Consider the following 25,722-nt stretch of genomic DNA (forward strand, 5'->3'; position numbering starts at 1 on the left):
ACCTACCCACAGCGCCTAACTTGCTCAACCAATGCTTTGACGCCGATGCACCGAATACCAAATGGGTGGCTGACATCACGTACATTCGGGTGAAGAAGCAATGGCTGTATTTGGCAGTGGTGGTTGACTTGTACTCACGCAGGGTGATTGGTTGGGCTTTTGGTGAGCGCATCAATGCACGACTGGTCTGTGATGCACTCAAGGCGGCGTTGTTCAAACGGGGCTACCCATCTGGGGTGATTGTGCACACCGACCGTGGCAGCCAATACTGTTCGCAAGCCTATCAGCGATTGATTAAAGCTTATGACTTGAAATGCAGTATGAGCAGCAAAGGCAACTGCTACGACAATGCCGCCTGTGAGAGCTTCTTCCACACGCTCAAGGTCGAACATGTCTATCGCATTGCCTTTGAGTCAATGAAGCACGCCAGACGCGAAATCTTCTGGTTTATTGAAGCCTATTACAACTTCAAACGCAAACATTCAAAATTGGGATACCAAAGCCCTGTAAAATTTGAATCCGCAGCATCTAAAATAGCTGCTTAAAATGTCCGTTGAAATGAGGGCAGATCAACAACGCCTGCGGGCACTAAGACGTGCAGAAACACTCTTGATTCAGGATTTTGCAATTGTGGGTGATACGGCATAGCAAACTAAGATTGTTTAATACATGAGCGTATCAACAAAGGACTGCTTTTTAAAGCGGTCTTTTTAATTTCAAAGGTACAAATAGGGTACAAAAAATCAAAATTACAAATCATCCGAACATAAAAAAACGACTTACATCGCTGTAAGCCGCTTGTGTTCTGGTGGCCTGGGGCGGAATCGAACCGCCGACACAAGGATTTTCAATCCTCTGCTCTACCGACTGAGCTACCTGGCCAACTTGTTTTGCATTGCAAATCAAGAACCGCAAGTATACAGAATCCTGTTTAACTCGTCAACCAGTTGAGTAACTTTTCTTCTGTTTTTTTTATGACGGGTGTCCAATCACCGTCAATCTCTTGGCGTATGAGTTCAAGTTCCTTGTACCAAACAGAATCATGACGTGTCCAACCCCAACGCCAGTCGCAGTTGCGGCGCAGTAGCATGGTGGCGGGTAGGCCTGCTGCGCTGCATAGGTGGACGTAGGAGGTGTCGATGGTGATAATCTGCTCGCACAGGCTGGCGAGGGCGAGGGTGTCGACAAAGCTGTCGGTATAAGGGCTCATGTCAACGATGGGCATTATGCCTTGTGCATGGGCGTCTATTGCTTGTTTGCCGTATTGTTGGTTTTGTAGGCTGACAAAAACGGCGTTGTGTGTTTGAGCGATGCGTCCGAGTCCTGCCAGTTGTTCTAGGGTTAGGCTTTTTGCTCGACCGTGCGGGTTGTCGAGGTTGCCGCACCAAGCGAGGGCTATGAGGTGTTTGTGGCTGAGGTCTATGTGTTGTTCTTTTGCGCGTTGTGTCAATTGACGCTGCATTTTTTTGGCGTGCGTTTGGTTGATTTTTAGATAGGGGGTGCGCGGGAATTTGGATTCGTCTGGTCGCAGAATATTGGCTAAACTGCCCATGGGGATTTGATAGTCGATGTGCGTGCCTTTTTTGATGAGCGCGTTCCACCAGTCGGGCATGATGCCGTTTTGCCAGTCTTGGATGTTTTTGACTCCTCGTGGGTGGTTGACTATTTGAATTTCAGGAAAACTGTCTTGCATCAATTTTTGGTTGGCTATGTAGCAGGCGAGTATGATGTGGGCGCCTTGTGCGATGAGGTCAGGCAGCATGGAGGCGTACATGATTTCATCTCCTAGACCTTGTTCGCCGTGTACAACGATGGTTTTGTTTTTGAGTGGTTCGCCTTTCCACAGTGGGGCGGGCAGGGGGCATAAATGTAAATTGGCCCAGCCGATACTGATGAGGCGAGCTTCGTGATTGTGCCAACCTTCTTTGAAATGTCCTTGTGTGAGCAGCTGCATGGCGTATTCCCAACGGACTTTTGCATTTTCAATTGGGTCATTTTCGGTGTTTTGGACGGCGCGTTCAAAATAAGGTGCGCCTTTTTCCATTTGTCGTAAGTCAAGATAGCATTTGGCTATGACGAGGTGGAGGTTGGGCCAGTTCGGTTGTGTTTCAGCAAGAGGCACGAGTATGTCTATTGCATGTTGGTGTTGTGCCATGCGAAATAAAAATAGACCGTAAAGCCAGCGTGCGCTCGGGTTAGTGGGGTCTAGGTGGTACCACATTTGCGCATGAGTGAGTGCGATGTCGTTGTTTAGGCTTTCACCATAGGAGTAGGCCAGTTGCGCATGAACGAGCGGGAGTTCGTTATTGAGGCGAAGGGCTGCGTGCCATAAGGCTCGTGCGGAGGCTTTTTGTCCTTGAGCGTCCAGCTGTTGTGCGGTATCTAAAAGTGATTGGAGGTGTGTTGGATTCATGATTGTATCGGGGTTTGTTCTTCTTTCCATGTGCGGACACGCTCATGTAATGCGGCGTGCATACGACTGACCACATCTTGCCAGTCGTGGACTTTGCTTTGTCGGAAATAACGTGTGCCTTCGTACCATAAGCTGTGTTCTCGCTCGCGGCCATGTCGCCAATCTGCGCGTTTCATCAGCGGCACCCATGTTTCAACGCCCATGCCGCCCGCTAGGTGAGAGACGGATGTGCAGACAGTGATGACTAAGTCAAGGTTGTTGATTAGTCCTGCTGTATCGTAAAAATCCCTTTGGTCTAGGCTGAAGTCGACGATGTCGAGCGTAGGTGCAAGTGCGGCTTCTGCCCCACGTTCTGAGTTTTGCAGACTGATAAATTCAACATCTTCAATCAAGTCGATAAATGATTCAAACATGTTAAGTGGAATGCTGCGTTGGTGTGTCCAGCGTGAAAACTTGGCTGAAATGTTGGCTGGATTAGAGCCCCACATCAGTCCGACACGAAAACGTCTTTTGCCATCGCGTGCCTCACGTCCGAGTATTGGAATGAGTGTGCTGTAGTGCGCGGTTGCATTGGTTGCCGCTTTAAAATACGGGTGACGATGGGTATCAAAATCGTCATGATTTTGGCGGTATAACCGCATCAAATTGCCCATCGGCAGTTGTGCGTCAATTGACAGGTCGCTGAGGTTGGCTATGTGCATGCCGACTTTATGTGCACGTACTTCTGCGCGAGGGAAGTTGTGCGAAAACAGTCGAACCAGAGGCGGTTTGCAAGCAATAATGACTTTGGTGTTGGCTTTTTCAGCTTCGTCCAGTAGCTCATTAAATATTGAAGCAAACATCATTTCATCGCCTAAACCTTGTTCGCCGTGAATCAATAAGGTTTGGTTCGGCTCAAAAGCGCCTTGCCATAAAGGATAGGGAAAGTCATGGCAGTGTACGTTGTTTTGGCCATTGCACAAGAAACGGTCGTCATAGTATTTGAAACCCGTCTGAAAATCTTCAAGCGACAGTTTGTACAACGCGTATTCCCAATGAGCCAATGCCGATGTATGCTTTAACTGCAGTGCTTTTTGGAACGCGGCCTCGGCTTCCTTATGTCGGTCCAGTTGTGAATAGCATATTGCCATGCGGTCGTATAGGCTTTTGTAGTCGGTTCGTTTTAATGCAACTAAACGTTCAAAACAATCCAGAGCCAAATCAAAATGCTCGTCCAGCCGAAGTAGCTCACCATAGTTCCAAAGCGCATCGACCAAGTCAGGTTCAATGCGTAGGGCTTGTGCATAGTGTGCCATCGCGCGGGGTATATCGCCCCTTATGCCCGCATTAACGGCGGCGTTGTAATGATATTGCGGGTGATTGGGGGCGAGGGCGAGGGCGCGTTCAAGCATGGCATCTGCAAGAAGGGCGTTTCCGAGCTGGCTATAGGCATGCGCAGCCAAATGGTGTGCCTCTGCGTGCAACGGGTCTAGCTTGAGTGCCGCTAATGCATTTTCTAAAGCATTCGAGAACTGGTTTTGACTTATAGCATCAAGGGCGGCACTCAATAACTCAGGAATTGATTTGTTAGTGTGATGCACAAAACTCATGGTTTCAACCCAGTATTGCTGGGTTTACGCACGCGCATGATAAAGCGATATTGCAGTACCACATTGTTGAATTGACGTTCGGCTTCGAAGAGTTGCTCTTGCGTGATTTCACCATTTTCGTAACGAGCTAACCAAATGGGTTCAAAATCAAATACCGTATTTTCTATAACAAAATCAACGTTGTAATACAAGGCCAATGTGGTGTTAGCGTAGTTGTTTTCAATCCAAGCTTCGCATTGTTGGCGGTCAAGCATCGAGAGGCTGATGGGGGTAATCGGACGAATATGTGTCGGGTCACCTATGAAGGTGTCGTGACGAGGATGGGGTAAGATGACCGATAATTTTGCGCCATCGACACACACACGGTACAACTCCTGCCAAATGGCCATGTAGGTGTCGACTGTTTGCCCGACATGTTCAAGCACATGGTGCATATTGACTTCGTCAACGCTGTTGTCAGGTAAATCCCACGGTGTTGTTTCTAAGTCCATTTGCCAATCGGGTTTTGCTTCTGCGAACTTATCGACATTGAAAAAACCGTCAAAGTGAGTATAACCTGAACCCAAGTTTAGTTTGATTGAGCCTTTTTTTAAGGCGTTTTTTATGTTTTTTGGTAAAGACATAGGCGCTCCTTGAAATATTTTGTAGTTATGAGGGTAACGAGTAAAACCCCTTTTAATTTTGGGGTTTTACTGCCCTGTTACATTTTATTTGTTTTTGTGTGAGGCCGTACTTTTTTTTATAACTTTTTATTGTTTTTTCTTTGCCGTCTGCACAGGTATGCCTTTGAGATGGTTCAATGCTTGTTGTAATGGGAAGTCGCCAGCCTCGCCAAAACGTGGTGCGTCATCTTTGGCTTTTGGATCTTTTTTGTCCTCATCTTCTTCTTTTGCCCATTCATCCCATACATCACGCGGTTTGTCTTCTTGTACACCACTGTCGTTTGATAAGTGACCTGGCAAGTCTGACTCGCGTGAGTAGCGGCCATTTTTTCCGTTGGCGTTGTCATCTACTAAGACATCGGGAATAACGCCTCGTGCTTGAATAGATTTACCACTAGGCGTGTAGTAACGCGCGATGGTTAATTTCACACCTGTTTTGCCTTCGCGGTCAAGCGGAATCACCTGCTGAACAGAGCCTTTGCCAAAAGTTTGGCTGCCCATGACGGTTGCTCGTTTGTGGTCTTGTAATGCGCCTGCAACAATTTCAGAGGCTGAAGCTGAACCGCCGTTCACCAATACGACCAAAGGTACGTCTTTTAAATCATTCGGTAAACTTTGCAGTACATCAGGACCGCCGCGAGCATAATCCATTGGGGTGGCTTTACGCACTTCAGGTTCTGTGTGCAAGCCTTTTGAAGATACAACAGTGACATCTTTAGGCAAGAAAGCCGCTGAAACGCCCACTGCCGTATCTAACGAGCCACCTGGGTCGTTGCGTAAATCTAAAACTAAACCTTTTAGTTTGCCTTGTGCGTATAGTTCTTTTGCTTTAGCCACAAAGTCGCGTAAAGTCGGTTCTTGGAATTGAGTGACGCGAATCCAGCCGTAACCTGGCTCGATGATTTTGCCTTTGACACTTTGGCTCTTGATTTCGGCGCGAACAATGTTAAAAATTAAGGGTTTGGATTCACCTTTGCGCACGACGGTTAGGCGGACGGTTTCGCCCGCCTTGCCGCGCATGAGTGAAATGGCTTCTGTTAAGCCGCGCATTGAGCTGACTGCTTTGTCGTTGATTTTGACGATGGTGTCGCCTGATTGAATGCCCGCTTTAAAGGCGGGGCTGTCTTCAATCGGTGAAATCACTTGCACCACACCTTTGCCACCTTGAACCTCAATGCCTAAGCCAGTGAATTTGCCTGAAATGCCTTCTTTTAAGTCTTCAAAATCTTTTTCACTGAAGTAGGCGGAGTGCGGGTCGAGCTCGCGCACCATGCCTGAAATGGCGTTTTCGATAATTTTTTTGTCTGTGACATCGTCAACATAATTGTTTTTTATCAGTCCCAAGACTTGAGAAAATTTTTGTAAATCTTCGAGTGGAATGGCACTTTTGGCCTCTCCATTTCTGTCTGCGTATGCGGTGATGCCTAAACTTAGCATGACACCTGCGGCCGCTCCACTTAATACTAAACCTGCTTTTTTCATAGATTCAACCATTTCCTTTAATTGAGCATTCACCGCTAATTCCGTTGTTTTTAATGGGTTTCGTCAAAAAATAATGAAGAAACGTTCATGTGTGAGTCACGTCCGTGGTGCGAGTGATATTGTCACAAATATGTTCTCAAGCCCCACGGATAGCTTATTTGGCTTTACCTTGGTTGGCCACTGCTGCAGTTGCCGCGGCAATCGCTTCGGCGTCGCCTAAATAGTAGCTGCGAATTGGTTTCATACGTTCGTCCAGTTCGTACACCAGCGGCTGAGCGGTCGGGATGTTTAAATTCACAATGTCATCATTGCTGATGTGATCCAAGTGTTTGACGAGCGCGCGCAGGCTGTTGCCGTGTGCAGCAATGACCACGTTTTGACCCGCCTTAATGAAAGGTACGATGGTTTCTTCCCAGTATGGAATCACGCGCTCGACGGTGTCTTTTAAACATTCTGTCGTTGGCAATAAGTCTTTTGGAATGTGAGCGTAACGCTCATCATTCCCAGGCCAGCGTGGGTCTTCTTTGTCTAAGGGATTGGGCGCAACGGCATAGGCGCGTCGCCAAATCAAAACCTGTTCATCACCGTATTGAGCTGCTGTTTCTGCTTTGTTTAAACCTTGTAATGCGCCGTAATGTCGTTCGTTTAAATGCCAATCTGGATGAACGGGGATGTACATTTGACCCATTTCGTCCAGTACTGTCCACAGCGTGCGAATGGCTCGGGTGAGCAGCGATGTAAACGCAATGTCAAATTTAAATCCCGCTTCTTTTAATAGCTTCCCCGCACGTACGGCTTCAGCACGGCCATTTTCGGTTAAGTCGACATCAGTCCAGCCAGTAAAACGGTTTTCTAAATTCCATTGGCTTTCACCGTGACGAAATAAAACGACTTTATACATAGCAATCCCTCTAAAAAATACAGAAAATTTTTGCGCTTGTTCAGCGTTTTGTTTTCTGTGGTTAGGTTTTGAATCTTTGTTTTGCAGCTCTGGCAAAGATAGCTTTGAATTTTACCTCTTTTTTTGTGTTATATACTCAAAATCGCTTGGCGTGGTTCCCCATCTTAAACAGAGACTCGTCTAGTTGTTTGATTTTTATTGTATTTTATTAAATATAAACGACAATGTTGATAATGAAAAACAGCGGTCGAGAGTTTTTCGTGTTTTCATAGGGCATTTGTTGGCATGACTTGGACGAGAAGTGGTTTATATTCTATAATGCTTTCTTAATTTTTCAACGATTTTAATTCCGACATAAGGATACATTGTGGATTTCTTTTTACAGCCGATGAATTTAGCTTTAGTAGCGTTTGCAGCCATTTCAGGCGGTCTTTTGGTGTGGCCAAGCATCGCGGGTGGCCGAGCGTCGCGTTTAAATGTGACAGAAGCGACGACATTAATTAATAAACGTGCTCAAGTCATTGATGTCCGTAGCGCAGAAGCCTTTGCTGCGGGACATATTCAAAATGCCAAATCATTGCCCATGAGTAATTTGGTGGAGCAGTTGCCATTGGCAAAATTGAAAAAAGACAAGCCTGTGTTATTGGTGTGTGACCGAGGTGTTGCCGCAGCTGGAGCGGTTAAAGTATTCAGCAAAATGGAGTTTACGGATGTGCATGTACTAGACGGTGGTTTGAATGCATGGAAAGAGGCCCAGTTGCCTTTAGTTAAAAATTAAACCCTCGGAGTCATACCATGCAAAAAGTCACCATGTACACTACGGGTTGTTGCCCTTATTGTATTCGAGCGGAGCAGTTGCTCAAACAGCGTGGCGTTGAACACATTCATAAAATACGAATTGACCAAGAACCCAGCCAGCGTGAATACATGATGAGTGTCACTCAACGGCGGACGGTTCCCCAAATTTTTATTGGTGACACCCATGTGGGTGGTTTTGATGATTTATCTGCATTAGATCGCGCAGGCGGTTTAATGCCTTTATTGAACGCTGAGTAATCTCATCGTTTGTTTTTTTAACTGTATTATTTTACTAACTAGGATTACAACATGACTGACCAAGCTCAACCTACTTTTGACCTGCGCCGTGTGTATTTGAAGGATGCGTCTTTAGAAATGCCGAATGCGCCCGCAGTTTTTTTGGAAGGCGAAGCCCCTCAAGTTGCAGTTGAGGTCTCTACTGAACATACGCAATTGGATACATCTGCTTACGAAGTTGAAGTCAGCGTGACTTTAACGGCTCGTTTGAATGACAAGGTGTTTTTCTTAATTGAAGCTAAGCAAGCAGGCATTTTTGAAATTGCCAATTTACCTGATGAGCAATTAGAACCTGTATTGCATATTGTGTGCCCATCTATGTTGTACCCGTACTTGCGTGCAAACGTGGCCGATTTGCTCACGCGTGCGACCTTGCCGCCATTGCACTTGACTGAAGTGAACTTTGAACAGTTCTATCAAGACAAAATCGGTACAGCGGCTCCTGCAACAACGGTTCAATAAATTAAGGATAATCGAGCGTAGCTCGATTTCTGCATTTTAGAAAAATCAAAATGAATATAGCGGTTTTGGGTGCTGGCGCATGGGGCTCTGCCCTTGCCTCCTCGCTTGCCAATCGGCATCGCGTTACTCTTTGGGGGCGTGATGAGTTGCTCATGTCTTCTATGGCGCAAACGTTTTATAACACAACGTACTTGACGGGCACGCGACTGCATCCTGATTTGAAGTTCTGCCATCGTTTTGAGCAGGTCATGGCTGAACATTCTCACGCGGACGATGTGCTTATTATTGCGACCCCTTTAGCGGCTTTGCGTGGGGTGTGTCAAAAAATTGCTAAAGCGAACACGCAAGCCTCTGTGTTGTGGCTGTGTAAGGGGGTTGAGCGTGAGACATTGGCTTTGCCGCACCAAATTGTTGCTGAGGTTTTAGGGGTGGATGCGCCTGTAGGCGCTTTGTCAGGCCCTTCTTTTGCGGCTGAAGTTGCTCAAAATCAACCGTGCGCTTTGGTTTTAGCTTCTTTGCATCCACGTTTGAACATGGATTTTGTGCAGCAACTGCACCATGCTCATTTGCGGATTTATCACAGTACGGATGTGATTGGCGTGGAAATCGGCGGGGCATTGAAAAACGTACTTGCCATTGCGGCTGGGATTTGTGATGGATTAGAGTTGGGCATGAATGCCAGAGCGGCCTTGATTACGCGAGGAATTGCTGAAATGATGCGCTTGGGGCAGGCTTTAGGTGCTCAAACTGCGACTTTAAGTGGGCTAACTGGCGTTGGGGATTTGATTCTGACTGCAACAGGGCACTTGTCGCGTAATCGAAAAGTAGGATTGGCACTGGCTGCGGGAGCGTCTTTACAGGACATCACTGCGGGCTTGGGACATGTGGCCGAGGGTGCGTTGTGCGCCCACGCGATGCTGGCATTGGCTCGACAACATCAGGTTGATTTGCCGATTACTCAAGCGGTATGCGCCGTGCTTGATGGTTTGCCTCCCAAAGAAGCCGTGCAACAATTGTTAATGCGCGAAGCCGCCAGTGAAAGTATTCGGTTATGACCACACATCATCAAGCCATATTGCTGGTTAATTTGGGTTCGCCCGACGAGCCAAGCGCACCTGCGATAGCTCGCTATTTGGCTGAATTTTTGGGCGATCGACGAGTGGTTGACCTGCCCAAATTGGTTTGGTGGCCGATTTTACATGGCATCATTTTGCGAACACGTCCGCCCAAGCTGGTAGAGAAATATAAAGCGGTTTGGCAAGAAGAGGGGGCGCCTTTAAAAGCAATTACGGCCGCGCAAGCCCGACACTTGTCCGCTCTGTTGTCCGAACAGAATGTGCGCGTTTATTGGGCCATGCGCTATCAAAACCCATCGGTTCGAGATGTCTTGCAACGCATCAACGCCGATGGTGTGCAACACGTGCGCGTGATACCCATGTACCCGCAGTACTCCATGACCACGACAGCGACAGTTGAGGATGCGCTTAAGGCCGCGATTTTGAAGGATGGTCACAGTTTTAGTTATGATGTTGTCCATACATATCATGAACATCCGAGCTATATTCACGCCCTAAAAATCAGTATTTTAGAGAGTTGGCAAAACAACGGTCGACCTGATTTTATCGCGGGTGACAAGTTGTTGCTTAGTTTTCATGGTTTGCCTGAACGTAATGTTTTGCGCGGTGACCCCTATCAAAAACAGTGCCAACGCACTTACGAGTTGCTTGTGCAAGCGCTTGGTTTGAGTACGCATGAAGTTAAGCTGTCGTATCAATCACGCTTTGGGGCGCAAAAATGGTTGCAACCTTATACGCAAGCGACTTTAGAAGGCTTGGCTCAAGCGGGTACTCGACGGCTGGATGTCATCTGTCCTGGTTTTGCGGCGGATTGTTTGGAGACGTTGGAGGAGGTCAATATTGAATTGCGCGAGGTGTTTTTGCATCAAGGTGGTTTGGCGTATCATTACATTCCGTGTTTGAATACGACCCCTGCGCATATCCAAATGCTGCAGTCGATTGCGTTGGCATAGATAAAATATTGCATGCACAAAAGAACGGCACATTAACAATGTGCCGTTCTTTTGTGCTTTTGAATGCCCCGATTCATGTTCATCAATGACGTGCTGTAATCACTTCGCCATCTGTTGTTTTCAAAAGTAAAGCGCCATCCGCAGTGAAGCTATAGCTTTGGGTTTTTTCTAATAATGCCAAAAACAATGATTCTTGATTCATCAGTGCGGGCGAGCACATCATGCGTGTGCTGGCGGTTTTACTGATATTCAATGAAGAACCTTGGGCAGTGTATTGTCCATTGAAGCGGTTGCACGAGGCAGAACCGCTGACACGACCGTTTTTATCAAAAGTCATGCTGATAACCGAGCTGTCAACGATGCCTTTGCGTGCCAAGTCTTCAACATGCCATTCACCTTCTTCTAATGTGTGTTTCATAGGGCTTGTCATATTCGGTGTGTTGGAAGTATAGGTTGAGCAGGCGACTAAGCTTAAACTTAAAGCGAAAGCCGTACTTAAAGTGCGAAATGATGCCATTGAAGTGTCCTTAGTTGTGTGTTGTTTTGTGCGTTAAGCGCGTGCATTGTACCAAACTGTGGCGCACGTGTTTGGCACGGTGAATGTTTGTGTGTGCTTGTCTCGTTGGTCTTAGCGCAAAGCTTTCTCTACTTCCATGAACGTCCGAGCCACTTCAGCGTGGTGAGCGATTCCGAGTTGGCGAGCGATTTGTGCTGCTGACACGATGCCGCGAATGATTTCATTGCCTTCACTGTCTTCCTCAAGCACCAAGGTGTGTTGGCGTCCTGATTGTTTCAGCGTTTGCAATAGATGTCCGACTTTCGCATTTTTTAAATCATCAAAATGCACAAAAAATAGTTTATCACTGCAGGTCATGACATCAAACACACAAATGTCTGCATGTCGCCCGCCGCGCTCTTGCAAGACTTTCATCGGTTTTTCGCCCAAGATGTCTGTCGACGTGATGATGCCGATAATCTGCTGTTTGTTATTGGTGACGAGCAATGAACGCACACCAAAAGCAATCATTTTGGCATTGGCATCGTCAATGGGGATGTCCGATTGAATCGTGACTGCGGGGTGGTAGTGAAAATCCGTCATGACCTCAAGGGCATGAGATGTCAAGGTGACGTTTTGAGAGGCGCGGTGTGGCGGTTGAGCGTAAACAGCAACGCCCTTTAAGTTGACTTCGGTAAGGGCTGGGTAGTGGTCGATGGACATAAAAACCTCTTTTTGAGTGAATGACAGCAGTAGGTTAAAGTGCATTCATGCAGTCTAGGGCTGCATGTGAAATATTCTAATACCAATCTGATTTTAAAATGTTGAGTTTTGTAATACATTACAGTGTCTTGTTTGTTATTTGCGCTAAGCTGTTGCATCACTATCAAAGGAGTTGGATTTTGAACGGAGTGATTGATATTTCTAAACAGGTGGCCGTTGTTATGCCTTGTCATAACGCGGCTGAAACTGTTGTTGAAGCGGTTGCAAGTGCTTTGCAACAGTCGGCCGTCAGTTGTATTTATATTGTTGATGATGCCTCCACAGATGATAGCTTTGGATTGCTGCACAACTTGGCGAGCCGTTACCCTAGCCGTATAAAAGTGTTGCAAACGCCTGTAAAAAGCGGTGCTGCCGTTGCGAGAAATTGGGGGGTTATGCATGTCAATGAGTCTATTGTCGCTTTTTTGGATGCCGATGATGTGTATCGCCCACACGCACTCGATGCTGCGGTCATGGCGTTTCATTGCATTCCACAATTGGCGATGGTTCGACTGCCTCTTCATCCTTGGGGCGTGCCTGAAAAGTACGCCGCGCATGAGGGTTTTAAGCGAGCATGGCGCAGTGTCGAAATGACAGGTGCGGGCAATATGGTCATACTGAAAACCGTTTTTTTAGCTGCGGGTGGTTTTCCGCAAGACGCATTGTTTCGGAGGTTTGGCGGCGAAGACGCAGCATTGGGCTTGGCTTTACACGATACCGTCATGGTGGGTACGTTATTTGAAGATGTCGGGGTGCTGTATCGGTATAAATCAGGGTCTCATTGCCAACGGTTGCTCAATGCTCATCTGTTTCAACACATGCCAGAAGGCCTTTTGCAAAACCACCTAGACGAGGCAAATGCGGTCACAGAACGCATCGTGCAGAATTTAAAGCGGATGAGCGGTGTGTTGGCTGGTTCTATGGGCAAGGTTGTTCCCCTGCTGGTGGAGGAGGCGAAAGCATGAGGCTGTTTTTGCGACAGTCTGTTTTTTGATGTGTGGGAAATTTTTAAACAAATGGGAGAGTGTGATGAATGCAGTAAGCGTCAAATGGGCAAAGTTGTCGGATGTTGAGTGCGTAGTGCCGTTATTTGATGGCTATCGTCAGTTTTATCAAAAGCCATCTGACTTGGCATTGTCCGCTCGGATTTTGACAGTCCGATTGCAAAACAACCAATCTCGTGTGGCTCTAGCGTTTGATGAACAAGGCGAGGCCTGTGGTTTTGCGCAGCTCTATCCGATGTTTAGCTCTTTGGCAATGAGCCTTGAAGCCACTCAAGTTTGGTTATTGAACGACTTATTTGTTAAACCATCCGCAAGGGGGCTGGGCGTGGGCAAAACCTTGCTTGATTTTGTGCAAAACTGGGCCGCGGATGAAAAACTGGGGTATCTCATGCTGGAAACCGCTAAAACCAATGTTGTCGCGCAAAAATTTTATGAGGCTCAAGGCTGGCGGCGCGATAACGATTTTTATACTTATTATTACGTTTTGTGACCTTGTTCGATAAATAAGTTTCTGAAATTTAAAATAACTCAGCATGAAATGCTTAAAGTGCGCCGTGTCTACGGCGTTTTTTATTTATGAGCTATCCCTTTGTGTTATAATTTTACGTTGACAAGAAACATAAACAACTTGATTTTATTGTCTTTTTTAAACATCCTTCTTTTTTAAACAGGAGCATAGCAATGGCTATCGAACGTACTTTATCTATCATCAAACCAGACGCAGTTGCAAAAAACGTGATTGGTCAAATTTACACACGTTTTGAAAATGCAGGCTTGAAAATTGTTGCCGCTCAATACAAGCAATTAACTCAAGCGGAAGCAGAGGGTTTTTACGCTGTACATAAAGAACGTCCTTTCTTCAAAGATTTGGTTGCGTTCATGATTTCAGGTCCAGTCATGATTCAAGCCTTGGAAGGCGAGAATGCGGTATTGAAAAATCGCGAATTGATGGGTGCGACCAATCCTAAAGAAGCTGCTCCAGGTACTATCCGTGCTGATTTTGCAGAATCAATTGATGCAAATGCCGTTCACGGCTCTGACAGCTTGGAAAATGCTGCGATTGAAATCAAATACTTTTTTGGTTAATCACACGCTTGCTCGAAAAAGTTAATTTTTCGAAGGCTTTATCCGTTGTTCGAGTCGATATGCTGTGAGCATCCGATAAAGCCATGCAAGAAAATATAAAAGCACCTAAAGATGAAAACCAACCTGTTAAATTTTGACCTTGCAGGCATGACCGAACTTTTCGCTCAGATGGGCGAAAAGCCTTTTCGCGCCCGTCAGGTCACACGGTGGATTCATCATTTTGGTGCGCAACGATTTGACCAAATGACTGATTTGGCCAAATCATTGCGTACCCGATTGGAGCAAGAGGCGCAGTTGCCGCTACCGACCATCATCAGTGATCACACATCTTATGACGGAACACGCAAGTGGTTGACTGACGTCGAGCAAGGCAATGCAGTCGAGTCGGTTTATATTCCAGAAGCCACACGCGGCACGCTGTGCATTTCGTCGCAGGCGGGCTGTGCGGTCAATTGCCGTTTTTGCTCGACGGGGCACCAAGGGTTTAACCGTAATTTGACGACAGGTGAAATCATCAGCCAGTTGTGGTGGGCGAACCATGCTTTGGGCGCAGATCCTAAAGGACAACGTTTGATTACCAATGTGGTGATGATGGGCATGGGCGAGCCTTTACTCAATTACAATCAGTTGGTTCCCGCCTTAAAGTTGATGCTGGATGACAATGCTTATGGTTTGTCGCGTCGGCGTGTGACTGTCTCGACATCGGGTGTTGTGCCCATGATGGATCGCTTGAGCCAAGATTGTCCCGTTGCTTTGGCGGTGTCTTTACACGCGCCGAATGATGCTTTGCGCGATGAGCTGGTTCCCTTAAACAAAAAATACCCGTTGCGTGAGCTGATGGCAGCATGCCAGCGTTATTTGCCCCATGCGCCACGAGATTTTGTGACGTTTGAATATGTCATGCTGGCGGGGGTGAATGATTCTGTTAAGCATGCTAAAGAATTGGTTGCGCTGGTACAAGATGTGCCGTGCAAATTTAATTTAATACCGTTTAATCCGTTTCCTGCGTCTGGATTGCATGCGTCTTCACGCCAACAGATTATGGCTTTTTCTCAAGTGTTAATGGATGCAGGAATTGTCACCACTGTGCGCAAAACCCGTGGCGATGATATTGATGCCGCTTGTGGACAGCTCGCGGGGCAGGTTAGGGATCGTACGCGTCACGCCGAGCGCATGGCCGAGCAAGTGTTGGTCTTTACGCCAAGAGCGAAGGTTTCCGCAGAAACAGATGACGCCAACGCCGATGCGGCTGATGCGAAACGTGGTGTGATTTCGTTTGCTCAAATGCAGGCCCAAATTGAGCAGGTCAACGCGCAAGAAAACGCCAAGGCTGGAACATCGGAATGAGATCTGCGTTGATGTTGTTTGTGGCATGTATGTTCAGTGCGTGCGTGAATACGTCTCGGATGGATAAAACACTGGCGTATGCACAGGTGCACACTGAATTGGCGGTGAATTATTTTGACGTTGGGCAAGTGGGCATTGCGGTTCGTGAGGCCGAATTGGCGTTGAGTGCTGCACCCAGTTATGCGCCAGCACATAACCTGCTCGCCTTGATGTACGCTCAGTTGCGTCAAAATGACAAAGCGGACGTGCATTTTAACCAAGCTTTGGCAGGTGCATCGAATACGACCGATGTGCGTAATAATTACGCTTGGTTTTTGTGTGGCAGTGGTCGTGCGGATGAAGCCATGGTGCAATTTGCTAAAGTGTTGCGGGACCCGCTGTATGTTAGCATGGATAAAGCATTGGTCAATGCGGGTGTTTGTGCGGCACGGATGGGGCGATTTGATTTGGCGCATTCTTACTTGAATGCAGCTTTAGATGTCAATCCAAAAAATGCGGTTGCCTACCTTTATCGAGCACATATGGCGGTTAGCGAAAAGCGTTTTGATGCGGCTCGTGAAGATGCTCGTGCCGCAGAAATATTGCAAGATAAATCGAAACTGCTTTGGTTGAATGTACGTTTGGCGCAAGCTCAAAAACAGTTGAGCGAAGAAAGTCGGCTGATTGCCGCTTTGTTATTAGATGCGCCAACCAGTGATGAAGCTGCTTGGGCACGCGCTGGAGACTTCAATCAGTTTTAAAAATAAGTGAAAACATCGGGCGTTGTTTTGATAACTGGTTGTAAAATTATCGTTAAAACGTCTGCATGGCTTAAGCTGAAACGCCTTTAAGACATGCAGGTCATTAATCATGTGGTTGTACAAATAAAATAGAGAGTTCTGATATGACTGAGCAAGACAAATTAAATTTAGACTCCGTTGTCCAAGAGGATGGGCAAAAAGCCAGTCCTGAAGTCGCTTTAACTTTAGGTCAGTGGTTAGTGAATGCGCGCCAAGCCAAAGGCCTGAATGCACAAGACGTTGCATCGCGTAGTAACCGAGCTTTGCGTCAGATTGAAGCCCTTGAGGCGGATGATTTATCTCTTTTTGGTTCAGCAAATTTACTGCGTGCTGTTGTCCGCCATTATGCAAAAATTGTTGGTGTTGACCCAGACGAAGCCGTCAGCTATTTACCCGCGCAGTATCAGAATCAAGCGGCTGTATTGCCCGAGCGCGAGAGCCGTGTCAGTGAAAAAGTGGCCTCACAAGGCACGCCTTTGAATAAACCTTGGATTGGTAAAATTTGGTTGGTGTTACTGTCTTTGGTTGTGGCCAGTTTATTGGCGTACTGGGTTTTGGGAACACGCCTCATGAAAAAACAAGAAGGCGTGCAGAAAGTGTCTGAGCCCAACCAAGTGCAAGTCATTACGCAGTCACAAACGGTTGCGCCTGCTCCTGTTGTTGAGCCTACCGCTGCGCCAGCAACTGCCCCTGTTGAGAACGAAGCCGCAAGTGCACCAAGCTTACCAAATGATGCACTCATGTTGAAATTCAAAGTGGCAAGCTGGGTCGAAATTAAAGACGCCAAAGGGACGGTCTTGTTAAGCGGCACGCAAGAGGCGGGCACAGAACAAACGGTCACGGGTGAGTTGCCTTTGAAAGTGAAAATTGGCAATGCCTCACAAGTTGAAGCCACTTGGAAAGGGCAGCCCTATGATTTAAAAGCGGCGATTGCCAACAAGGGCAAAGACGTCGCAAAAATTGACGAACTCAATTAAATAAACAAACAATTAAGTTTTGATATGAACATCCAACATCCAACATTGCGTCACCACACCCATGCTGTTGTCGTGCGTCATGCCGACACAGCGGTACGCATCGGTGGTGGACACCCGATTGTCGTGCAGTCAATGACCAATACGGATACGGTCGATGCCTTGGGCACGGCCATTCAAATCAAAGAGCTGGCTCAGGCGGGCTCAGAACTCGTGCGCATCACGGTCAACTCGCCCGAGGCCGCTGCCGCTGTCCCTTATATTCGCCAAAAACTGGACGACATGGGGGTGCATGTTCCGCTTGTCGGCGACTTTCACTACAATGGACATAAGTTACTCACGCAATATCCTGATTGCGCGCAAGCCTTATCGAAATACCGCATCAATCCAGGCAACGTTGGCGCGGGTTCGCGCAAAGATGCACAGTTCGCACAAATGATTGAAGTGGCGGTGAAATACGACAAGCCCGTGCGCATCGGCGTGAATTGGGGCAGTTTGGATCAATCGGTATTGGCGCGGATTATGGATGAAAATGCCCAACGCACAAAGCCGTGGACGGCACAACAGGTCATGACCGAAGCGCTCATCACCTCTGCGCTTGAATCCGCTCAAGCGGCACGCGACATCGGCTTGCGCGAAGACCAAATTGTGATTTCTTGCAAAGTATCGAACGTACAAGATTTGATTGCAGTTTATCAACAACTGGCGCAACGCTGCCATTATGCGCTTCACCTCGGGTTGACTGAAGCAGGCATGGGCAGCAAGGGCATCGTTGCCTCGTCCGCCGCGCTTGGCGTATTGCTCCAACAAGGCATCGGTGACACCATCCGCGTTTCACTCACGCCTGAACCGAACGGTAGCCGCAGCACTGAAGTCGTGGTGGCACAAGAGATTTTACAAACCATGGGTTTTCGTCAATTCACGCCAATGGTGGTGGCCTGTCCTGGTTGCGGCCGCACCACCAGCACCGTGTTTCAAGAATTGGCGTCGGATATTCAAGCCTACCTGCGTGAACAAATGCCTGTTTGGAAAACGCAATACACTGGTGTTGAAAGCATGACCGTTGCGGTCATGGGGTGTGTGGTCAACGGCCCAGGCGAATCGAAACATGCCAATATTGGTATTTCCTTACCTGGCACAGGCGAGACCCCCGCTGCACCCGTGTTTGTCGATGGTGTGCGCACGGTGACGCTGAAAGGCGACAATATCGCGGTCGAGTTTCAAGCGATTGTGGATGACTACGTAAAGCGGACGTATGGTGCTTGAGTGTGTTGATACAATTCATGAGCGCAGAGTGTTGCGCCAATTTTTTGTATCAGGTATACACCTAAGTCGCTTCTACTCTGAAACGGTCATCTTGTAGTTTTTTATTAAAATTGAATGATTTTTAAGATGAGCAAACAAAAATTCCAAGCAGTCAAAGGCATGAATGACATCCTGCCTGAAGAGGCTGCATTATGGGAATACCTTGAAGATGTGTTGCGTGGTTGGTTGCGCAGTTATGGTTATCGCAATATGCGTGCGCCTGTGTTGGAGCAGACCGCGTTGTTTCGTCGTGGCATCGGTGAGGCCACCGATGTGGTTGAAAAAGAGATGTTTTCTTTTGTAGACCGTTTAAACGGCGATGAGTTGACCATGCGTCCAGAGTTCACTGCGGGTGTGGTGCGTGCGACGGTTGAACACAGTCTGACGTACAATGGCCCGCAGCGCGTGTATAGCATGGGTCCTGTGTTTCGCCATGAGCGACCACAAAAGGGGCGCTATCGCCAGTTTCATCAGTTAAGCGTAGAGGCTTTGGGTTTTGCGGGGGCAGATATGGATGCCGAGCTCATTGTCATGTTGCGCGATTTGTGGGATGAGCTGGGTTTGACTGATGTGCGTTTGGAGCTCAATACACTGGGTATGGCTGAGGAGCGCGCGGCGCATCGTTTGGCTTTGATTGCGTATTTTGAGCAAAATGAATCGCTTTTGGATGACGATGGCAAGCGCCGCTTGCATACCAATCCATTGCGCATTTTGGATACGAAAAACCCTGCCATGCAGGATTTGGTCAATGCGGCTCCGCGTTTGGATGCGTTTTTGGGCGAGGCCTCGCGTGCGCATTTTGACAAAGTACAGCGTTTATTGAGTGATGTGGGTATTGCATTTACAGTCAACCCGCGCTTGGTGAGGGGGTTGGATTACTACAATCACACCGTATTTGAATGGATTTCAACTGGCTTGGGTTCTCAAGGAACCATTTGTGGCGGTGGCCGCTACGACGGCATGATTGAATTGTTTGGCGGCAAGCCAACTCCTGCGGTTGGTTTTGGCTTGGGCTTAGAGCGTTTGCTTTTGCTCACGCAGGATGATTTAAAATTAAACGTCGATACATCGTGTGATGTTTATGTTGTGCATCAGGGCGAAGCCGCGGCGAGGGCTGCATTTAGTACCGCAAGCCAATTGCGCCAAATGGGGTTGTCGGTGGTGCTGCATTGTGGCGGCGTTGAAGGCTCGGGCAGCTTTAAGTCTCAAATGAAAAAAGCGGATATGGCCAATGCGATGTACGCCGTGATTATTGGTGATGACGAGTTGGCGGCGGGTACGCTCAGTATTAAGCCTCTGCGTGATAATGGCGAGCAAGTGACGGTCGCTACAAACGAGGCTGCAAGTTATTTGATGCAAAAAATTGCAGGTGCATAATCTTTATTAATTGATATTGAATTGGAACAATTATGGCATTCGATTTAGAAGAGCAAGAGCAGATAGATAAATTAAAAGCTTTTTGGGAGCGTTGGGGCTTTTTAGTCAGCACCGTAGTGACCGTTTCCGCCCTGACGTTTATTGGTTGGAGAGGCTACGAGTATTATCAGATTAAGCAATCTGAAAAAGCCGCAGAAGTCTACGAGGTATTTAACCAAGCCGTGCAGAAAAAAGACGCCAGCCTAGACGGGGCGTTGAGCACTATTCAGCAGTCGTATGGCAAAACCCAATATGCGGCCGCGGCGAGTTTGCAAGCGGCTCAAGTGGCAATCGCAGCAGAACAGTGGGATAAGGCGCAAGCACCTTTGCAATGGTTAGTTGCCAACGGTTCATTGGAAAACCAAGGGGCGGCTCGCTTGTTGTTGGCGGATGTTTTGGCTCAAACAGGTAAAAATGAAGACGCGTTGAAAGTGTTAGATACCGTACCGAGTGAGATGTTTGCATTGGCATTTGCCAATAAAAAGGCCGATGTGTATTTGCAAATGAAAGATATGACAAAGGCACGCGAGGCTTTAGAAGCGGCGTTGCAATTGGCTAAGCAGCAGGGGGCAACCAGCAAAGATTTGGTGGATGCGTTGCAAGCCAAGTTGGATCTTTTGCCAAAGTCATGAGCGTGGACTAAGCAAAACGAGCGTTGGACGAATTGAAATAAGAGCGCATCGGTCGCACCTATTCTTTGCATGAAGACAGACACAATTGTCAAGGCAAAAGAATATGGTTTGATGTCAAAAAGTAGTTTTTGAAAGAAGTATTATGAAACCAGTGATTGCACTGGTCGGACGCCCGAATGTGGGCAAGTCGACTTTATTTAACCGACTCACTCGCTCACGAGATGCGATTGTAGCGGATTTCCCAGGCTTGACCCGTGACCGACATTACGGCAACGGTCGCATGGGCGAGCGTCCTTTTTTAGTGATTGATACAGGTGGTTTTGAACCTGTGGCTAAAGATGGCATTTATCATGAAATGGCCAAACAAACCCGCCAAGCCGTCATTGAGGCCGATGTGGTGATTTTCATCGTGGATGGCCGAGCAGGCTTGAATGCGCATGACCAAATCATTGCTGATGATTTGCGTAAAACGGGGCGCAGTGTCATTTTGGCGGTGAATAAAGCTGAAGGCATGCGTCATGCCAATGTAACTGCAGAGTTTTACATGCTCGGTTTGGGCGAGCCTGTGGTGATTTCCAGTGCCCATGGCGATGGCGTGCGAGAGATGCTTGATTATGCGCTGGACATGGTTTTACCGCCCGAGTCTGATGTGCCTGACTGGCTTGATGTTTCAGGTGTAAAAGATGATGCCCCTGTTCTAAATGACGCTGATATTGAGGCGATTCTGAAAAATCGCGACAATAAAGATGAGCCTTTTAATCCAGTTCAAGATGCTGAACGTGCCGCACGGCCGATTAAAATCGCCATTGTTGGCCGCCCAAATGTCGGCAAATCAACTTTAATCAACACCTTAATTGGCGAAGAGCGCGTGATTGCTTTTGACATGCCAGGTACCACACGAGATGCGATTGAAATTGAATTTGAACGTGCGGGTAAACAATACGTTTTGATTGATACCGCGGGCTTGCGTAAACGCGGTAAGGTTTTTGAAGCGATTGAAAAATTTTCTGTTGTAAAAACGCTGCAAGCGATTGCGGATGCAAACGTTGTGGTATTGATGCTTGATGCCAGCCAAGATGTGTCTGAACAAGATGCCCATATTGCGGGTTTTGTTTTAGAGTCTGGTCGCGCTTTAGTTGTTGCCGTCAATAAGTGGGATGCCGTTGATGACTATAGTCGAGACCGCATTAAAGTTGACATTTTACGTAAATTGATATTTTTGGATTTTGCCAAATTTCACTACACCAGCGCCTTGAATGGACGCGGCATTGACGCGTTATTACAATCGGTTCACGTGGCGCATGCCGCCGCTTTTGCTAACTTATCGACCCCCCGTTTGACGCGGGCTTTGCATACCGCTTTGGAGCATCAAGCCCCGCCGCGAAAAGGCAGTGGAAGCGCACGCCCTAAATTGCGCTATGCCCATCAAGGCGGGCAAAATCCACCCGTTGTGGTCATTCATGGTAACTCACTTGAAGACGTACCCGATTCATACAAACGCTACTTGGAAGGGCGTTTCCGAGATGCCTTCAAACTGGAGGGCACACCGTTGAGAATCGAATTTAAAAATAGCAAAAATCCTTATGCAAGGCGTCGATAAAACTGTTATGATTCTAGATATTGGTTGTTTAAGTATAAATACTTAAAAATGAGTAAAAGATTTTCATGCTCGGTTAAGAAACCATATAATCAGGATGTTGTATAATGGCGCTTCATTGCGTTAGCGATAATTAGTGTTTACGGCAGTGATAGGAAGGGTTGATAAATCACTTCTCGTCACTTAGCAACAATAAAAATACCGTGTGCATGGTGTATCACTTTGAACTATAAATTTGACCCTTATTGGAGAAAAAAATGAATAAAGGACAACTGTTGCAAGATCCTTTTTTGAATGCTTTGCGTAAAGAACATGTGCCTGTCTCTATTTATTTGGTAAACGGTATTAAATTGCAAGGCAACATCGAGTCGTTTGATCAGTATGTGGTTTTATTACGCAATACAGTAACGCAAATGGTTTATAAACATGCCATTTCGACAATTGTGCCTTCGCGTCCAGTGAATATTCAAGAAATTCAAGCGGCTGAGTAAGCGTTCAGTTTCTTTGGATTTTGTAACACGCCCGCCCGCTTTCATAGCGGGCGGGCGTGTTACTAGATGACTTAAAATTTTTGAAGTAGAAAATAACCGTATTTGACTTATCTGATGAGTCAAGTACTTGATTTTTTGAGCTGTTTTTGGTTTTACTGTATTTCCATAATAATAAAAATACATCCTATAAAGGTTTTAAAGTGCGAACAATTATTGTCGGATTATATTTTGGTAAGGGTGATTTCGAAGCCTCAATGGAAGAGCTTCATTTGCTCGTATCCAGTGCGGGTGGCGAGGTGTGTTCAGCGATTACGGGTAGCCGTAAAGCACCCGATGCAAAATACTTTATTGGCTCAGGTAAAGCCGAAGAAGTCAAACTCGAAGCTCAAATGCACCATGCAGACATGGTTGTGTTCAACCACAGTCTCAGCGCAGCCCAGCAACGCAATCTCGAAGAGCTACTCGGTGTTTCAGTCATGGACCGCACAGGGCTGATTTTAGATATTTTTGCCCAACGTGCTAAAAGCCATGAAGGTAAATTGCAGGTTGAAATGGCCAAGCTGGAATATTTCTCATCACGGCTGGCGGGTTTGTGGACGCATTTAGAGCGTCAGCGCGGTGGTATTGGTGTGCGAGGTGGCATGGGTGAAAGTCAGCTTGAAATTGACCAACGCTTGATTGGTGACCGCCGTCGCAGTTTACAAGCTCAACTTGAGAAGTTCCAGCGTCAATCAGAAACGCAACGTCGAGCACGTAGTAAAGGTTCGCGTTTGAACATTGCTTTAGTTGGTTATACCAATGCGGGCAAATCTTCGCTTTTTAACCATTTGACCAGTGCAACCAGTTACGCGGCGGATCAGTTGTTTGCTACGCTCGATACCACGACCCGAAAAGTGTATGTTGAAGGTGCTGGGCAGATTGTCATTTCCGATACGGTCGGTTTTATCCGTGAGTTGCCGCATCAACTTGTTGCGGCCTTTCGTGCAACGCTTGAAGAAACTGTACATGCGGATGTGCTCTTGCATGTGGTTGATGCAGCCAGCGATGTGCGTATGGATCAAATTGATGAAGTAAATAAAGTGCTTACGGAGATTGAAGCAGACCACATCCCCCAAGTGTTGATTTGGAACAAAATTGATTTAACCGCACACGAGGCAGGCATAGAGCGTGATGAGCATGGCCGTATAGCCAGAGTATTTATCAGTGCGAAAACAGGGGCTGGCATGAGCGATTTGCGTGCAGCACTGGTTGAGTTAGTTGAGACACATACGCCACAATGGCAAAAAAATAAAAAACAGCAGGACGAGTGGCTTGAAGACCCAAGGTTTCGCAAAGATTGATTTTTAACCTGTTGTTTTTATTGCATTTCTTTGGCGTAAATATTTACTTTTGACTATTTCTTTACTTAATTTTTTACATAATTTATACTCCCAAAATGTAAACCCTAATATTGTTTGATTGGGGTTTTTATAAAAAGATGCGTTTGTTTTTTTATGAAACATTCCTTCAAAGGGAGGCGTTATGTTAACTCTAGCTTTTGATTACATCATCGTCGGCGCAGGTTCTTCAGGTTGCGTATTGGCTGGGCGTTTGTCAGAAAACCCAAATATTAAGGTGTGTTTATTAGAAGCGGGGGGGGGCTGACGATTCATTTTTTATTAAGTGCCCAGCAGGGGTGGCCGCGATTGTGTTGCATCGTGGTTTCAGTTGGCATTATGAAACGGTTGCACAAAAAGCTCTCAATGACCGCCGTGGTATGGTTCCCCGAGGCAAAGTGCTCGGAGGGTCTAGCTCAATCAATGCGATGGTTTATATCCGTGGAAATCGAGAGGATTACAACCAGTGGGCAGCGGCTGGGAATGAGGGTTGGTCGTATGATGAGGTTCTACCTTATTTTAAAAAGGCAGAGCATAGCGAGAATCATCCCGACAGTGAGTTCCATGGACAAAATGGACCGTTGAATGTCAAATGGCTGGATTCGCCCAGTCCAGTCAACCAGTTGTTCTTGAATGCCTGTGTCGCTCACAATATTCCCATCAATATGGATCCGAACGGGGCATCACAGTTTGGTGCGTACCCATCGTCCGTTACCCAAAAAGATGGCATGCGCTGCAGTGCCGCTCAAGCTTACCTCATCCCACATTTATCCCGCCCGAATCTGACGGTCATCACACACGCTCAAGTACTGCGTGTGTTGTTTGAGGGCAAACGTGCGGTTGGTGTGGTCTATCAACAAGCTGGGGTTGAGAAGATTATCCATGCGAACATTGAAGTTGTTTTATCTGGCGGCGCGATAAACTCTCCACAAGTGCTCATGAATTCTGGGATTGGTGATGCAACAGTTTTGCGTAATTTAGGCATAGAGGTTAAGCAGGATTTACCTGGCGTAGGACAAAACCTGCAAGATCATTTTTCGATTGGACTGATTTGGCGCGCGCGTCAGACGCACGGTCTTTTTGGTGTTAATCCAGCCACGACGTTTGAAATTGTCCGCGGCTTATATGATTGGTCTTATCACCGCCGAGGCTTGTTGACGACAAACTTTGCAGAGTCTGGCGCGTTTATTTATAGCTCAAAAGCAGTACGAACGCCCGATATTCAATTGGCATTTGTCATTGGCATATTGGATGACCATTTGCGTAAGTGGCATTTAGGTACGGGGTTCAGCGTGCACGTGACACTCATGCACCCTAAAAGTCGTGGTCAAGTGGCATTAAATCCGCTGGATTTGTATGGTGCCCCGTTGATTGATCCCCAATTTTTAGAAGCATCTGAGGATGTGGCAACCATGATTAAGGCCGTTCAAAAAACGTTACGCATCATGAATGATGAAGCAATGGACAGTTATCGAGATGAGATGCTCTATCCAATGCTAGAAGAAGAAGTTGCGTGTATTGAAGCTTATATCCGCGCGCATGGTGATACAGAATATCATCCAGTGGGTACTTGTAAAATGGGTGCTGACCACGATGCCATGGCCGTCGTTGATTCACAATTGCGCGTCAGAGGTGTTGAACATCTGCGTGTGGTCGATGCCTCTATCATGCCCACTATTATCACGGGTAACACCAATGCACCAACAATCATGATTGCAGAAAAAGCGGCTGACATGATAAAAAAGAGTGCACATCGTATATAGTGTGCATTGAAAAACAGAATATTCAACAGACCCTGTCAACCAGTTCAAGCATCAAGGCCTT

At 47.0% G+C, this 25,722-nt stretch carries 24 protein-coding genes, 1 tRNA gene and 2 pseudogenes; 19 read left to right on the top strand and 8 right to left on the bottom strand.

What is annotated here, in order from left to right:
* Nucleotides 1–545, top strand: a 545-nt coding sequence (locus DFR44_RS05425; protein ID WP_133619848.1) for an IS3 family transposase, incomplete at its 5' end; no start/stop codon positions are given.
* Nucleotides 546–806: 261 nt separating this feature from the next.
* Here the strand turns inward: DFR44_RS05425 and DFR44_RS05430 are convergent.
* From DFR44_RS05430 to gpmA, 6 genes are all read right to left on the bottom strand, one after another.
* Nucleotides 807–882: transfer RNA gene (locus tag DFR44_RS05430), tRNA-Phe, on the bottom strand.
* Nucleotides 883–931: 49 nt separating this feature from the next.
* Nucleotides 932–2,413, bottom strand: coding sequence for a CDC27 family protein (locus tag DFR44_RS05435; RefSeq protein WP_162845173.1), 1,482 nt, complete (start codon nucleotides 2,411–2,413; stop codon nucleotides 932–934).
* Nucleotides 2,410–4,002 (bottom strand): tetratricopeptide repeat protein, encoded by a 1,593-nt coding sequence (locus DFR44_RS05440; protein WP_133619852.1) that lies wholly within the window; start codon nucleotides 4,000–4,002, stop codon nucleotides 2,410–2,412. Before DFR44_RS05440 ends, DFR44_RS05435 begins: the two co-directional genes overlap by 4 nt.
* A complete protein-coding gene (locus tag DFR44_RS05445) occupies nucleotides 3,999–4,625 on the bottom strand; it encodes a class I SAM-dependent methyltransferase (protein WP_133619854.1) in 627 nt (208 codons plus the stop codon). Before DFR44_RS05445 ends, DFR44_RS05440 begins: the two co-directional genes overlap by 4 nt.
* A gap of 126 nt (nucleotides 4,626–4,751) precedes the next feature.
* On the bottom strand, nucleotides 4,752–6,158 hold the full coding sequence (locus DFR44_RS05450) for a S41 family peptidase (protein WP_133620014.1): 1,407 nt from the start codon (nucleotides 6,156–6,158) through the stop codon (nucleotides 4,752–4,754).
* A 142-nt stretch (nucleotides 6,159–6,300) separates the two neighbouring features.
* Complete coding sequence (gpmA, locus tag DFR44_RS05455) at nucleotides 6,301–7,047, bottom strand: 2,3-diphosphoglycerate-dependent phosphoglycerate mutase (protein ID WP_133619856.1); 747 nt, start codon at nucleotides 7,045–7,047, stop codon at nucleotides 6,301–6,303.
* Nucleotides 7,048–7,414: 367 nt separating this feature from the next.
* Between gpmA and DFR44_RS05460 the strand changes: the two genes are divergently transcribed.
* From DFR44_RS05460 to hemH, 5 genes are read left to right on the top strand one after another with little or no spacing between them, the layout of a single operon-like run.
* Entirely contained in the window at nucleotides 7,415–7,825 is a 411-nt protein-coding gene (locus tag DFR44_RS05460) for a rhodanese-like domain-containing protein (RefSeq protein WP_133619858.1), read from the top strand.
* Between the two features lie 17 nt (nucleotides 7,826–7,842).
* Nucleotides 7,843–8,103, top strand: a complete 261-nt coding sequence (gene grxC / locus DFR44_RS05465; protein ID WP_133619860.1) for a glutaredoxin 3 — start codon at nucleotides 7,843–7,845, stop codon at nucleotides 8,101–8,103.
* Between the two features lie 51 nt (nucleotides 8,104–8,154).
* A complete protein-coding gene (secB, locus tag DFR44_RS05470; RefSeq protein WP_133619862.1) occupies nucleotides 8,155–8,604 on the top strand; it encodes a protein-export chaperone SecB in 450 nt (149 codons plus the stop codon).
* A 50-nt stretch (nucleotides 8,605–8,654) separates the two neighbouring features.
* Nucleotides 8,655–9,659, top strand: coding sequence for an NAD(P)H-dependent glycerol-3-phosphate dehydrogenase (locus DFR44_RS05475; protein ID WP_133619864.1), 1,005 nt, complete (start codon nucleotides 8,655–8,657; stop codon nucleotides 9,657–9,659).
* Nucleotides 9,656–10,633, top strand: a complete 978-nt coding sequence (hemH, locus tag DFR44_RS05480) for a ferrochelatase (protein WP_133619866.1) — start codon at nucleotides 9,656–9,658, stop codon at nucleotides 10,631–10,633. The genes DFR44_RS05475 and hemH overlap by 4 nt, the downstream gene beginning before the upstream one ends.
* Before the next feature lie 82 nt (nucleotides 10,634–10,715).
* Here hemH and DFR44_RS05485 read toward each other — a convergent pair whose 3' ends face one another.
* Together DFR44_RS05485 and DFR44_RS05490 are read right to left on the bottom strand one after the other, a co-directional pair.
* On the bottom strand, nucleotides 10,716–11,150 hold the full coding sequence (locus DFR44_RS05485; protein WP_133619868.1) for an META domain-containing protein: 435 nt from the start codon (nucleotides 11,148–11,150) through the stop codon (nucleotides 10,716–10,718).
* 111 nt (nucleotides 11,151–11,261) lie between these two features.
* Nucleotides 11,262–11,852: a CBS domain-containing protein gene (locus DFR44_RS05490; protein ID WP_162845174.1), complete on the bottom strand. Its 591-nt coding sequence runs from the start codon at nucleotides 11,850–11,852 to the stop codon at nucleotides 11,262–11,264.
* A gap of 188 nt (nucleotides 11,853–12,040) precedes the next feature.
* Between DFR44_RS05490 and DFR44_RS05495 the strand changes: the two genes are divergently transcribed.
* The 13 genes and pseudogenes from DFR44_RS05495 (at nucleotide 12,041) to DFR44_RS05555 (ending at nucleotide 25,661) form a co-directional block, all read left to right on the top strand.
* The gene (locus DFR44_RS05495; RefSeq protein ID WP_246012059.1) at nucleotides 12,041–12,856 is read left to right on the top strand and encodes a glycosyltransferase family 2 protein; all 816 of its coding nucleotides are present in this window, start codon (nucleotides 12,041–12,043) and stop codon (nucleotides 12,854–12,856) included.
* Nucleotides 12,857–12,920: 64 nt separating this feature from the next.
* Nucleotides 12,921–13,385 (top strand): GNAT family N-acetyltransferase, encoded by a 465-nt coding sequence (locus DFR44_RS05500; RefSeq protein ID WP_133619874.1) that lies wholly within the window; start codon nucleotides 12,921–12,923, stop codon nucleotides 13,383–13,385.
* 191 nt (nucleotides 13,386–13,576) lie between these two features.
* Nucleotides 13,577–13,981: a nucleoside-diphosphate kinase gene (ndk, locus tag DFR44_RS05505; protein WP_133619878.1), complete on the top strand. Its 405-nt coding sequence runs from the start codon at nucleotides 13,577–13,579 to the stop codon at nucleotides 13,979–13,981.
* A 111-nt stretch (nucleotides 13,982–14,092) separates the two neighbouring features.
* Nucleotides 14,093–15,154: pseudogene (rlmN, locus tag DFR44_RS05510) on the top strand (dual-specificity RNA methyltransferase RlmN); the annotation flags it as partial.
* A gap of 170 nt (nucleotides 15,155–15,324) precedes the next feature.
* Nucleotides 15,325–16,068 (top strand): type IV pilus biogenesis/stability protein PilW, encoded by a 744-nt coding sequence (gene pilW / locus DFR44_RS05515; RefSeq protein ID WP_133619885.1) that lies wholly within the window; start codon nucleotides 15,325–15,327, stop codon nucleotides 16,066–16,068.
* A 143-nt stretch (nucleotides 16,069–16,211) separates the two neighbouring features.
* Entirely contained in the window at nucleotides 16,212–17,084 is an 873-nt protein-coding gene (locus DFR44_RS05520) for a helix-turn-helix domain-containing protein (RefSeq protein WP_133619888.1), read from the top strand.
* A 24-nt stretch (nucleotides 17,085–17,108) separates the two neighbouring features.
* Nucleotides 17,109–18,347 carry a flavodoxin-dependent (E)-4-hydroxy-3-methylbut-2-enyl-diphosphate synthase gene (gene ispG, locus DFR44_RS05525; RefSeq protein ID WP_133619891.1) on the top strand — a complete coding sequence of 413 codons (1,239 nt, stop codon included), beginning with the start codon at nucleotides 17,109–17,111 and terminating at the stop codon, nucleotides 18,345–18,347.
* Nucleotides 18,348–18,473: 126 nt separating this feature from the next.
* Nucleotides 18,474–19,763: a histidine--tRNA ligase gene (hisS, locus tag DFR44_RS05530; protein WP_133619894.1), complete on the top strand. Its 1,290-nt coding sequence runs from the start codon at nucleotides 18,474–18,476 to the stop codon at nucleotides 19,761–19,763.
* 32 nt (nucleotides 19,764–19,795) lie between these two features.
* A complete protein-coding gene (locus DFR44_RS05535) occupies nucleotides 19,796–20,434 on the top strand; it encodes a YfgM family protein (RefSeq protein ID WP_133619897.1) in 639 nt (212 codons plus the stop codon).
* 142 nt (nucleotides 20,435–20,576) lie between these two features.
* A complete protein-coding gene (der, locus tag DFR44_RS05540) occupies nucleotides 20,577–22,034 on the top strand; it encodes a ribosome biogenesis GTPase Der (RefSeq protein WP_133619900.1) in 1,458 nt (485 codons plus the stop codon).
* Between the two features lie 254 nt (nucleotides 22,035–22,288).
* Nucleotides 22,289–22,522, top strand: coding sequence for an RNA chaperone Hfq (hfq, locus tag DFR44_RS05545; protein WP_114562594.1), 234 nt, complete (start codon nucleotides 22,289–22,291; stop codon nucleotides 22,520–22,522).
* A 200-nt stretch (nucleotides 22,523–22,722) separates the two neighbouring features.
* The gene (gene hflX / locus DFR44_RS05550) at nucleotides 22,723–23,862 is read left to right on the top strand and encodes a GTPase HflX (RefSeq protein WP_133619903.1); all 1,140 of its coding nucleotides are present in this window, start codon (nucleotides 22,723–22,725) and stop codon (nucleotides 23,860–23,862) included.
* 181 nt (nucleotides 23,863–24,043) lie between these two features.
* Nucleotides 24,044–25,661: pseudogene (locus tag DFR44_RS05555) on the top strand (GMC family oxidoreductase).
* Nucleotides 25,662–25,722 lie beyond the last annotated feature (61 nt).

Source organism: Hydromonas duriensis (assembly GCF_004363775.1).
GTDB lineage: Bacteria > Pseudomonadota > Gammaproteobacteria > Burkholderiales > Burkholderiaceae > Hydromonas > Hydromonas duriensis.